This is a genomic window from Thermomicrobium sp., assembly GCF_053493975.1.
This window is the reverse complement of the sequence record NZ_JBRBZA010000011.1, coordinates 1-11,189: the sequence shown is the minus strand read 5'-3', so window position 1 is coordinate 11,189 and position 11,189 is coordinate 1. Positions and strand designations below refer to the sequence as shown.

Sequence of the window (11,189 nt, the reverse complement as noted above, 5' to 3'; positions counted from 1 at the left end):
GGTCCTCCACCTGATCGCAGACGGCCACCTTGTATCCCGCCCCCACGAGGCGCGCAATATACCCTTCGGCTGCGTGGTAGGGCACACCGCACATGGGCACGGGATCTTCGGCGTTTTTGTCCCGGGAAGTGAGAGCGATATCCAGGATGCGGGACGCCGTGACGGCATCATCGAAAAACAGCTCATAAAAATCCCCCATGCGGTAAAACAACAAGGCTTCGGGATGCTGGGCCTTGATGTCCAAATACTGCTGCATCATGGGGGTGATTTTGTTCATGGCCATAGAAAGTCGGAGGCGCGCTTCATCCGGCGGGGGTGTCGGCGGCCTGGGGCTCCGGTGCCGTTTCCCGGGGCGGCCCCGCCACGGCCTGGGGGTGCGCCATGTCGGCTTCTTCGAAAGCCTTGGCTCTTTCCCCCAGGAGCCGCTCCTTTTCGGACCGCTCCGCCTGCAGGGCTTTCCGCGTATGATAAAAAGGTCGAAACATCAAGGCCAGGCCGATAAGGAGCCCCACGAAACCGGAGAGGAAAATCACGGTGGAGACCTTCAGGGACCAGCGCACATCTTCGCGGATGAACAGATACAGGCTGAAGTCCAGATCCCTTTGAAAGGTCGCCATGTTCTGCCGCACGAAAAGCACGATGACAGCCAGAAGCAAAAGGGTGGTAAACAGCCTAAAGAGCTTCATGCGCCTTCTCCTTTTCAAAATGCGGTCGCAGCTTGTCGTACGTTTGCCTCAGGTGCTCGGGGATGCTGCGCACATCGGCAAAGACCGTCATGAAATTGGTGTCCCCTTCCCAACGGGGCACCACGTGAAAATGCAGATGGCTTTCCACCCCGGCTCCCGCAGCCGCGCCCAGATTGAGCCCCACATTGAATCCGTCCGGCCTCATGGTGCGGCGAAGGATTGTGACGCAGGCCTGGACCTTTTTCATGAGGTCGGTCATTTCCTCCTCCGTGAGGTCTTCCAGGTCGGCCACGTGCCGCCACGGGGCCACGAGCAGGTGGCCGTTGTTGTACGGATATTTGTTCATCATCACCATGGTGCGTCGGCCGCGATAGAGAATGAGCCGCTCTTCGTCACTCAGCCCGTCGCCTTCCGGGCAGAAAATGCAATAGGGTTCCCGTTTCCCCAAGATGTATTCCATCCGCCACGGCGCCCACAGATTCCGCATGACCCCACTCCTACAGCCTCACGATTTCCGCATCCAGCGACCTTCCCACATGGAGCACCGCCAAGGTCCGCCCTGATGAGCCCCGGCCGGAAAAAGCCGAACCCGGATTGACCAGAAGCCGTCCATCGACCCTTTCCACAAGCGGCCGATGGGTATGTCCGAAAAGAACGGCATCGGCCGTGTCGAATTCCTGAAGCAGGTGCCCCCTCACATCGCCGCCGTAGCCCCACCCGTGGCTCAAGCCGATGCGAAATGAGCCCACCCGAATGATTTTTTTCATGGGCAGTCGAAGACGCACCCCCATGTCGTCCATGTTGCCGCAGACCCCTTCCAGACGGTACTGCTCGAAATAATCCAACACACACGCCGCCGTCCAGTCCCCCAAGTGCACCACCATATCCGCCGGATCGCAATAGAGACGGCACAAGGTCTGAAGGTCCTCGGTGACGGTGGTGAGGTGGGTGTCGGAAAGCACCGCGATTTTCATGATCATCCGCCGCTCGATAAAAAAAATGCTTTGAATCCCAATGGTTAGTAGAGCATATAACAGCCGGGCTCGGGAAACACAAGGCCTTTTTGCGCTTCACGGGACGGTCAGTTCGATCCTTCCCCAGGCGGCGAGTCGATGGCCACAGACGGCCACGGCGCCGAGCACGCCGGGCACGGATTGCGCCCATGCCAAAGCAGGTTCCAGGTCGTCTTCCCGACGAATGCGGTTGCCCAGCGCCGTGGCGCAGGCATCCGCCAAGGCCGCGTCCTGGGAAAGAATGGTGGCCGCATCGGCCCGCCCGAAGCTCAGGGAATGGCCCAGCGTTCCCGACGACGTGCACACCGCCACCGGCAGGTCTTGAGCGGACAGCTTCAGGGCCAGTCGATCCCGAAAGGGCGACTCTTCCCCCGGATAGATGGCCACCACCAGGTCTTCGTCGGCCGCGGCGTAGCAGTCTCCGCCGTTTTCGACGATGACGGACCGGGTGTACGGCGTGAGCCCTTCGGCCACGGCCTGAGCGATGGCTCCGGCCACGGCGGCCATGGGGCCGACGTGGGCCTTGTGCGCGGCATCCAGCATGCGTCGGACGATGTCCGGAGCCAGAGGGTCGTCGGGAAGAGGGGTCAGAGCCGTCAGGAACGCGGGCACGGTGCGGCTGTAATGGAGGATCTGGCGCCGATAGGTCAGGACCAGGTCGTGGGTGCGGCCTGAAAGATCGGTGTCGGCACGCACCCACAGGTCCGTTTGTTCCACCTGGACTCGAAAGGTGTGCCAGGGGCCGTGTTTGTGTCGGTCTCGATAGAACCTGTGGACCGGCCGGGCGTCCATATCATTCCCATTCGATGGTGCTCGGCGGCTTGGACGAAATGTCGTACACGACTCGGTTGACGCCGGGCACCTCGTTGATGATGCGATTGGAAAGGCGCGCCAAAAGGTCATACGGCATCCGCGCCCAGTCGGCGGTCATGGCGTCCACGCTTTCCACCGCTCGAATGGCCACCACCTGCTCATAGGTGCGCTCGTCCCCCATGACGCCCACGGAACGCACCGGCAGCAGAACGGCAAAGGCCTGCCAGACGCGATCGTACCAATTCTCCGCCTCCAGCTCTTCCAAAACGATGGCGTCGGCATGGCGCAGGATCTTGAGACTTTCGGGCGTCACTTCGCCGATGATGCGGATGGCCAAGCCCGGCCCCGGAAAGGGATGCCGCATGATGATGCGTTCCGGAAGGCCCAATTCCCGGCCCAATTGGCGCACCTCGTCTTTGAAGAGCTCGCGCAACGGCTCGATAAGTTCCAGGTTCATGCGTTCGGGAAGGCCGCCCACGTTGTGGTGCGTCTTGATGGTCGCCGACGGCCCTTTGAAGGACACACTTTCGATGACGTCGGGATAAAGGGTCCCCTGAGCCAGATAGCGCGTGCCGTGCAGTTTGGCCGCTTCCTTTTCGAAAACTTCGATGAAGAGGTTCCCGATGATTTTCCGTTTTTGTTCGGGATCGGTCACCCCTTTGAGACGACCGAGGAAGAGGTCCGTGGCGTTGACCGAAACCAGGTTGATTTCGAAGTGGTCTCGAAAGACCCGTTCCACCGTTTCAGCTTCGCCTTTGCGCAGAAGACCGTTGTTGACGAAGATGCACTGGAGCTGGTCTCCGATGGCCTTGTGGAGCAGGACGGCCACGACGGAGGAATCCACGCCGCCGCTGAGGGCGCACAGCACTCGGTCCGAGCCCACCTTGCGGCGTACCGCCGAAACGGCCGAATCCACGAAGCTTTTCATGGTCCAGGTGGGCTTGCAGCCGCAGATGTGAAAGAGGAAGTTGTCCAGGAGTGTGCGGCCGCAGGGCGTGTGGGCCACTTCCGGATGGAACTGGACTCCGAAAAGTTTTCGGGACACATCGGCCATGGCCGCCACCGGCGAATTGGCGCTGTGGGCCAGGACGCGAAACCCGGGCGGCAGGGTGACGATGCGATCCCCGTGGCTCATCCAGACCCGCACATCCTGACGGTCGATATCCTGAAAAAGGACGGCCGGCTCGTCCACCTCCACCAGGGCCGGGCCGTATTCCCGATGTTCGGCCCGTTCCACGTGTCCCCCCAGAAGGTGCGCCATGAGCTGCATGCCGTAGCAGATGCCGAGAATGGGAATGCCCATGTGGAAGAGAGCCGGCGGAGCAAGGGGCGCATTGGCGTCATGCACGCTGGAAGGGCCTCCGGAGAGAATAATCCCTTTGGGGGCGTAGGACCGGATCGCCTCCATGGCCATGGTGCACGGGTGGATTTCGCAATACACATGGCTTTCCCGCACTCGTCGGGCGATGAGCTGCGTGTATTGGGACCCGAAATCCAGGATGAGGACACGGTCCGGATGCAGGGCATGCCAGTCCATAACGGCTCCGTTTCTCTATTTCAGATCCACCTGATAATTGGGCGCTTCCTTGGTGATGATGACGTCGTGTGGATGCGACTCGCGCAACCCGGCATTGGTCATCTGGATGAAGCGGGCCTTCTGCTGCAGTTCCTGGATCGTGCGTGCGCCGCAGTAGCCCATCGCGGCGCGTAGACCGCCGACCAATTGGTAGACGACGTTGGCGAGCGGTCCCTTGTAAGGAACGCGTCCTTCGATGCCTTCCGGAACGAGTTTGGCGATGCTGTCCACGTCCTGTTGGAAGTAGCGGTCCTTGCTGAAGGAGCGTGCCTTCATCGCACCGATCGAACCCATGCCGCGGTATTCCTTGAAGCGCTCCCCCTGATAGAGGATCACCTCGCCCGGGCTCTCGTCGACGCCGGCCAGTAGGCTGCCCAGCATGACGGTATCCGCTCCGGCCGCGATCGCCTTGGCGATGTCGCCCGAGTACTGGATCCCACCGTCGGCGATGACCGGGACACCGTACGCGCGGGCTACCCGTGCCACGTCCATGATCGCGGTGATCTGGGGGACGCCGACGCCAGCTACGACCCGGGTGGTGCAGATCGAGCCGGGACCGACGCCGACCTTGACCGCATCCGCGCCGGCTTCGATCAGCGCGCGAGCGGCTTCCCCCGTCGCGATGTTGCCGGCGATGACGTCGACATCCCAGCGGGCCTTGATCGCCTTGACCATCTCGATGACGGCCCGGGAGTGTCCGTGTGCGGTATCGACGACCAGGACGTCGACCCCTTCTTCGACCAGCGCGGCTGCTCGCTCCAGCGATTCCGGCCCGACTCCGACGGCAGCACCGACCCGCAGTCGCCCCTGGTGGTCCTTGGTCGCGTTCGGATACTGGATCCGCTTCTGAATGTCCTTGACCGTGATCAGCCCTTTGAGGATCCCGCGCTCGTCGACTACCGGAAGCTTCTCGATCTTGTACTTATGAAGGATCTCGCGGGCTTCGTCGAGCGTCGTTCCCACCGGTGCCGTGATGAGGTTGTCCTTGGTCATCAGATTGGCGACTGGTTGATCGAGGTCGTCCTCGAAGCGGAGGTCACGGTTGGTCAAGATGCCGACCAGCCGACCGTTTTCGTCGGTGATGGGGACGCCGGAAATATGGTACCGCTCCATCACCGCGAGGGCGTCGCGCACCTTGTCGGTGGGACGCAGCGTCACCGGCTCGACGATCATGCCTGATTCGGAGCGCTTGACCTTGTCGACTTCCGCGACTTGCTCCTCGATCGACAGGTTGCGGTGAATGATTCCGATCCCGCCCTCTCGAGCCAAGGCGATGGCCATGCGCGCTTCCGTGACCGTGTCCATCGCTGCCGAGACGATCGGGATGTTCAGCTGGATGTTTCTGGTCAGGTTGGTTCGGGTATCGACATCCTTCGGGAGCACGGCGGATTCTGCGGGAACGAGCAGGACGTCGTCGAAGGTCAGCCCGATACCGACCAGTTTCTCGGCCAGGACGTCCTCCAACGACGGGATCTCGGTTTCGGATACGGGTATCGATTCGGACATGATCGTCATGGTCGGTCACCCCCTGGATTCGCTCGAACTACTCTCGTGAGCCACGGCCAGCGGTTCGCGCGTCGCTGGGAGACCGAGTCGGTCCAGCAACTCGCGACCCAGTTCCGCATAAGCGGTCGCCGCGCGGGACGACGGATCGTACTCGAAGATCGTTTGCCCATGACTAGGCGCCTCTGCCAACCGGACAGCGCGTGGAATCACGGTCCGGAACGCTCGTGCGCCGAAGACGCGCCGCACCTCCTGGACCACCTGGAGAGCTAGCCGGGTCCGCGCATCGAACATCGTCAAAACCACGCCGATGACATCGAGCGGCGGGTTCAGCCGCCGCTTGACCAGATCCACCGTCGTGACCAACTGGGCGAGTCCCTCCAGCGGGAGGTACTCGCATTGGATAGGGACGAGGATCGAGCGTGCGGCGACCAAGGCGTTCACCGTCAACAAGCCGAGCGAGGGCGGGCAATCGATCAGGACGACCGCATACCGCTCGGCGAGCTGGGCGAGCGCCATCCGCAGCCGAAACTCGCGCTGATTCGCTGTGACCAACTCGACCTCTGCCCCGGCCAAGATACCGGTCGAGGGAAGCAGGTCCAGTCCCGGACGGACACCGGGTACGACGACGGCGCTGGTGCGCTCCGGATCGAGCAGCGCGTCGTACACCGTACCCGCGAGGCTGCGGCGCTCCACACCCAGGCTGCTCGTGGCGTTGGCTTGCGGGTCGAGATCGACCAAGAGCGTCATGTGCCCGTGACGGGCGAGAAAGGCGGCGAGCTGCACTGCGGTGGTGGTTTTGCCGACTCCACCTTTTTGATTCGCGACCGCGATCACTCGTTCCACGCCGCTCGCCCCCGCCCGCGCGGTCGATATTGATTACTCGAGTGTACCACGCGGTTCCAGGAAGCGGACAGCGACCTCGTTCGCCAGGAGGATACCGCGCCGGCTCAAGCGAAGTCGTTCGCCGTCCCACTCGATGAGGCCGTACTGAACGAGTTCGTCGAGTTCTGGTCCGTACGCTTCGCTGAGTTCGACGCCGTGCCGGGCGCGAACACCCGCAGCGGAAATCCCGTCGGCGACGAGGCGGAGACCGAGCATCATCGTCTCGACCAGCTCGGTGCGCCGGTCGATCGACTCGATGTCAGCGATCGGCAGTTCACCAGCCTCCACGCGCGCGATATAGCGAGCCGGTACGCGCTCGTTGACCGTGCGGATCCCGCCCATCGAGCCGTGTGCTCCTGCCCCGATGCCGAGATAGAAACCGTTGCGCCAGTAGATCGTATTGTGTATCGAGCGATAGCAGCTGGCTCGGGACCAGTTCGAGAGCTCGTAGTGGTGATACCCGTGCTTCTCGAGCTCTTCTATCGCCAGTTCAGCCAATTCCGCCACGACGTCGTCGTCGAGGGGACGGAGGATGCCCCGACGCACAGCACGCTCGTACGGTGTTCCTGGCTCGATCGTCAAGGCGTAGAGCGAGAGATGCTCCGGTTGCCAGGAGAGAACCGTGGCGAGGTCCTGTTCCCACAGGTCTCGCGTCTGACCTGGCCACCCGTAGATCAGATCGAGGTTGACGTTGCCGAAGCCAGCGGCTCGGGCAGCCCGGTAGGCGGCGACCGGTGTCTCGGGACGATGCGCGCGTCCGAGGACCTTCAGCCCCTGCGGAACCAGCGTCTGAACCCCCAGGCTCAGCCGGTTGACGCCAGCCGCGCGATAGCCGGCGAGCTTTGCGGTGTCGACCGTTTCGGGATTCGCTTCCAGCGTGACCTCAGGCTCGGCGACCAGCAGGAAGATCGCCGCGATGGCGTCCAGCAGCTCGGCGACCTGTTGCGGAGTCAGGAGCGAAGGAGTCCCCCCACCGAGGTAGATCGTGCGAACAGGGCCTCGTCCCCAGCGGTCAGCGGCTAGCGCGAGTTCACGGCGCACGGCCGCGAGATAGCGGGGGATCAATGGTTCCTGCCGGGCGTAGACGTTGAAATCGCAATAGGGGCAGATCCGCCGGCAGAACGGTATGTGCACGTACAGCCCCCACGGCGCCTCGCGCGGTTGCGGTGCAGCGAACTGGAGCTGTGCTGTAGACTCGATGACTGTCATCTGCCTGTAGCCCGGTTCCGCACTTTCTGTTGAGTATAACCGGTCCCGGCGATGCTCCGCCTGCTGCAGAGTCATGCCGGCGGGACCGTTCCGACCTCAGGTCCAGGATCGTCAATCGCGCCCGAAAGCTGTTCGTCGTCGGTGGGTCAGCAGGCTCTGGAGGAGCCCCAAGGCGGCGAACTGCGTCCAGATGGCGCTTCCACCCAGGCTCACGAAGGGCAAGGGAACACCAGTGACGGGAAGGAGACCGACGTTCATACCCATGTTCACGAAGGCCTGGAAGAAAAGAAGGCCAGTCACGCCGGTCGCGAGTGCTCGCCCAAAAAGATCGTTGACGAGCAGAGCGACCCGACTGGTGCGCCAGAGCAGTAAGACATAGGCCGCGACGAGCGCGACTCCGCCGACGAACCCGACCATCCCCATGGCATGGGCGAAGATGAAGTCGGTATGCCGCACGCGGAGCAGCCCGAGCTGGCTCTGCAGGCTCCCAGCTAGTCCGTTGCCGAACAGTCCTCCGGTGCCGATCGCGATCTGTGCTTGGATGATGTTGAAGCCTTCGCCGAAGTAGTCGCGCTCTGGATCGAAGGAGACGAGCAGCCGCTCGCGCATGTAGTCGTGGAGGACGAAATGCCAAGCGAACAGTGCGATGAACGGGCTCGCGGCGAGAACCGCACCGAGGTGCAGCCGACGCACCGGACTGACCAGCATAACGGTGAGCCAAATCGCGGCGAAGCACCCAGCCGTTCCCAAGTCCGGTTGCTGGTAGACCAGGACCATGGGGACGAGTACGAGGAGAGCGGCCAGGAGAAAGTTGAGGAAACGTCGCATCTCTGGCCCACGATCGGCCACGAACGCCGCCAGCGCGACTAGGACTGCGATCTTGGCTGGCTCCGACGGTTGGATCGTGATCGGGCCGACGTCGATCCAGCGGCGCGCTCCACCGATCGTCACGCCGATGAGGTCGACCGCGATCAGGCCGACCAATGCGAGACCATAGAGAGCCCACGCCAGGGCCCTGATGTAGCGGGGATCGACTCGGCTCAGTGCGAGCATGAGGAGGAAACCGAGGAGCATGGCGATCGCTTGCCGCCCGACCGGTCCACTCAGGCGCAGCGGGCCAGCGCCGTCGGCGCTCCAAATCGCGACCAACCCGAACAGGCAGAGCACGAGCGTAGTCGCGACGAGTGCCCAATCGAAGTGCCGCAGGTTGGCTCGTCGCTCGTGACCGCGCAAGGTCGTGACGATCGCGTTCATGAGCCCATCCTGGCCTCGCGTGCGTGCCGCAATCCCCAGGCCCGAGTATACGCGCAAGCACAGTCCGCGCTCGGCACGCTCGCCACGCTGACGAGCCGTACTGGACGGTGACCTCAGTCGGACCATGCGAGGGGTACCGTGACGCGTTCTCCACCGACGATCCTGAGGGAGGACGAGCGACACCAGGATCTTGACACAAAGCGTGGCAGAGGAGTATATATATCTGCGGAAACAGTGCTGAGCCGATCAGTCGAGAAACCAGGGTACCTCGGAACGCTGCGAAAGGAGGGAGCCATGATGGAGCGCTGGAGCCCGATCGCGGAGTTCGAGCGTCTCTGGAGCGAGATGGATCGGCTGATGAGCGAAGCCTTCGGCCGCACGGCTCGACCGTTCTTCGCTCGGACCTTTGCGGCACGGCCGGCGATCGACCTCTACGACACGGGTGAGGCGCTGGTCGTGAAGGTCGCCGTGCCGGGTGCTCGGCCGGAGGATCTCGAGGTCAGCATCGAGCAGAACGCGCTGACGATCCGCGGCCGGTACGGTTCTGTCCTCGATGAGGAAACGGCGAAGCATGCGACCTGGTACCGCCGCGAGATCGGGTACGGCGAGTTCAGCGAGACGTTGACCTTGCCCGCTCCGGTCGACGCGGAGAATGCACAGGCGCAGGTCGAGCACGGGATCTTGACGCTGACTTTGCCCAAGACGACGGAGGCTCGCGTCAAGCGGATCCCGGTGCAGCAGCCGAAGGCACTGGCCGGTTCGCTCAACTGAGCGAGTCAGTCCACGCGGCAGGACAGGCCCGGGCAGCTCGACGCCCGGGCTTTTCTCGTGCGTGGTCGGGGCCGAGCAGATCGACTCAGTCGTGACTCGACGCGTGTGGCGGAGCTGGAACTGCCCGTTCCCGGGTCTGCATCGTTCGTGTCTCCGGGACGAAGAACAGCAGAATCAGGGCCGCAAAGAGGCCCAGCCCCGAGCAGAGTCCAGCAGTCAGCGCGATGCCGAAGAGGTCCGCGACGACACCGACGGCCAGCGGAGCAGCCGCTTGTCCCCCATCACCGATGAGACGCCAGAGGCCGAGGAATTCTCCCGTTCGTCCGGGTGGAGCGAGGTCGGCCCCCAGCGTCATCATGGTGCCGGAGCCCAGTCCGTTGGCGAATCCCAACAGGAGGGCGATGAGGAGCAGCTCTGTCTGGGAGCTGGTAAAGGGAACGAGCGCCATAGCGAGGCCGAGCAAGAGGAACGAGGGGATGGCGGCAGCCTTGCGTCCCCAGCGATCCATGATCCAACCGGCAGGCCAAAAGAGCGCCATATCGACCATGGCGGAGAGACTGACGATCTGACCGATCGTCGCTGCGCTGAGGCCGAGCGCATCGGCACCGTAGAGCGGGATGGCGACTTGGCGAGTCTGACGCAACATCTGCCCGAGCAGCTGTGCCGAGCCAGCGCTGAGCAGGACCTGCCAGCGTGTCTGCAGCACCTCACCGAGCGCGGCCAGCGGAGCGTGACGAACGTGTAACTGTGTGCCGCCACTCGGCTCGAAGGCGAGGCTGGCGACGAGAAAAGCCAGCAGTGCCAAGACTGCCGTGGCCGCGATCGCCCAAGCCAGACCGAAAACGTTCCCGATCCAACCGCCGATGGCCGGCCCCAGGAACCAGCCGATCCGGTTGATCCCGCCGAAGACGGCGATGGCTCGTCCTCGCTCGTGAACGGGAACCACTGTGGCCAGATAGGCATGCCGAGATAGACCCCAAAGGGCCACACCGGCGCCACTCACGAAGCGGCAGAGGACCAGGATTCCGATGGCATCGCCCGACAGGGCAACGCCGGCCGTCGCCAGTCCATAGACGAGGCAGCCGAGCAGAAAGGCGCGACGGTGTCCGAAGCGGGGCAGGACGGTACCGACCGGCAAGTCAGCACTGAGTGTCCCGACCCAGCCTGCTGCGATGGCGATCCCGGTCACCGTATAGCTGGCGCCGTGCTCGCGGAGGAACAGCGGCAAAACCGGCACCATGACTCCCTGCCCGAAGGCGAGGAGTATCGTCGGCAGATAGACTGGGAAGAGCAGATCGCGCGTCACGCGCATTGCAGTCTCCGCAGCCCCCGCTCATCCTGGCACGATCCGCCCAACTCGGCAAGCGAGCGAGAGCACGAGCCAAGAGTTGTTGCCCGATCAGCATTCACTGAAGAGCGCTCGGGCGAATCGGGTGTCGCACCGAGTATCTCGAGGAAACGTCGTCGGACCGTCGAGCG

Annotated in this window: 12 protein-coding genes; 1 reads left to right on the top strand and 11 read right to left on the bottom strand. The window is 63.3% G+C overall.

Features of this window, described 5'->3' with window-relative positions:
• The 10 genes from ACWIVK_RS02545 to rodA all read right to left on the bottom strand — a co-directional run.
• Window positions 1-277: MutS N-terminal domain-containing protein (locus ACWIVK_RS02545; protein WP_448574973.1), on the bottom strand; the 277-nt coding region annotated here is incomplete at its 3' end.
• 25 nt (window positions 278-302) lie between these two features.
• Window positions 303-686, bottom strand: coding sequence for a hypothetical protein (locus tag ACWIVK_RS02540; RefSeq protein ID WP_448574971.1), 384 nt, complete (start codon window positions 684-686; stop codon window positions 303-305).
• Window positions 673-1,173, bottom strand: a complete 501-nt coding sequence (locus ACWIVK_RS02535) for an HIT family protein (protein WP_448382048.1) — start codon at window positions 1,171-1,173, stop codon at window positions 673-675. Before ACWIVK_RS02535 ends, ACWIVK_RS02540 begins: the two co-directional genes overlap by 14 nt.
• A 10-nt stretch (window positions 1,174-1,183) precedes the next feature.
• Window positions 1,184-1,666, bottom strand: coding sequence for a metallophosphoesterase family protein (locus ACWIVK_RS02530; protein ID WP_448574970.1), 483 nt, complete (start codon window positions 1,664-1,666; stop codon window positions 1,184-1,186).
• Window positions 1,667-1,756: 90 nt separating this feature from the next.
• Window positions 1,757-2,491 (bottom strand): UPF0280 family protein, encoded by a 735-nt coding sequence (locus ACWIVK_RS02525; RefSeq protein ID WP_448574969.1) that lies wholly within the window; start codon window positions 2,489-2,491, stop codon window positions 1,757-1,759.
• Between the two features lies 1 nt (window position 2,492).
• Window positions 2,493-4,049 (bottom strand): glutamine-hydrolyzing GMP synthase, encoded by a 1,557-nt coding sequence (gene guaA / locus ACWIVK_RS02520; protein WP_448574968.1) that lies wholly within the window; start codon window positions 4,047-4,049, stop codon window positions 2,493-2,495.
• A 15-nt stretch (window positions 4,050-4,064) separates the two neighbouring features.
• Complete coding sequence (gene guaB, locus ACWIVK_RS02515; protein WP_448574972.1) at window positions 4,065-5,594, bottom strand: IMP dehydrogenase; 1,530 nt, start codon at window positions 5,592-5,594, stop codon at window positions 4,065-4,067.
• 15 nt (window positions 5,595-5,609) lie between these two features.
• On the bottom strand, window positions 5,610-6,437 hold the full coding sequence (locus tag ACWIVK_RS02510; protein WP_448574966.1) for a ParA family protein: 828 nt from the start codon (window positions 6,435-6,437) through the stop codon (window positions 5,610-5,612).
• Between the two features lie 33 nt (window positions 6,438-6,470).
• Window positions 6,471-7,685: a radical SAM family heme chaperone HemW gene (hemW, locus tag ACWIVK_RS02505; protein ID WP_448574964.1), complete on the bottom strand. Its 1,215-nt coding sequence runs from the start codon at window positions 7,683-7,685 to the stop codon at window positions 6,471-6,473.
• Window positions 7,686-7,796: 111 nt separating this feature from the next.
• Window positions 7,797-8,939: a rod shape-determining protein RodA gene (gene rodA, locus ACWIVK_RS02500; RefSeq protein WP_448574963.1), complete on the bottom strand. Its 1,143-nt coding sequence runs from the start codon at window positions 8,937-8,939 to the stop codon at window positions 7,797-7,799.
• 294 nt (window positions 8,940-9,233) lie between these two features.
• Between rodA and ACWIVK_RS02495 the strand changes: the two genes are divergently transcribed.
• The gene (locus ACWIVK_RS02495; protein ID WP_448574962.1) at window positions 9,234-9,710 is read left to right on the top strand and encodes an Hsp20/alpha crystallin family protein; all 477 of its coding nucleotides are present in this window, start codon (window positions 9,234-9,236) and stop codon (window positions 9,708-9,710) included.
• An 85-nt stretch (window positions 9,711-9,795) separates the two neighbouring features.
• Here ACWIVK_RS02495 and ACWIVK_RS02490 read toward each other — a convergent pair whose 3' ends face one another.
• Window positions 9,796-11,022: an MFS transporter gene (locus ACWIVK_RS02490; protein WP_448574960.1), complete on the bottom strand. Its 1,227-nt coding sequence runs from the start codon at window positions 11,020-11,022 to the stop codon at window positions 9,796-9,798.
• Window positions 11,023-11,189: the final 167 nt, after the last annotated feature.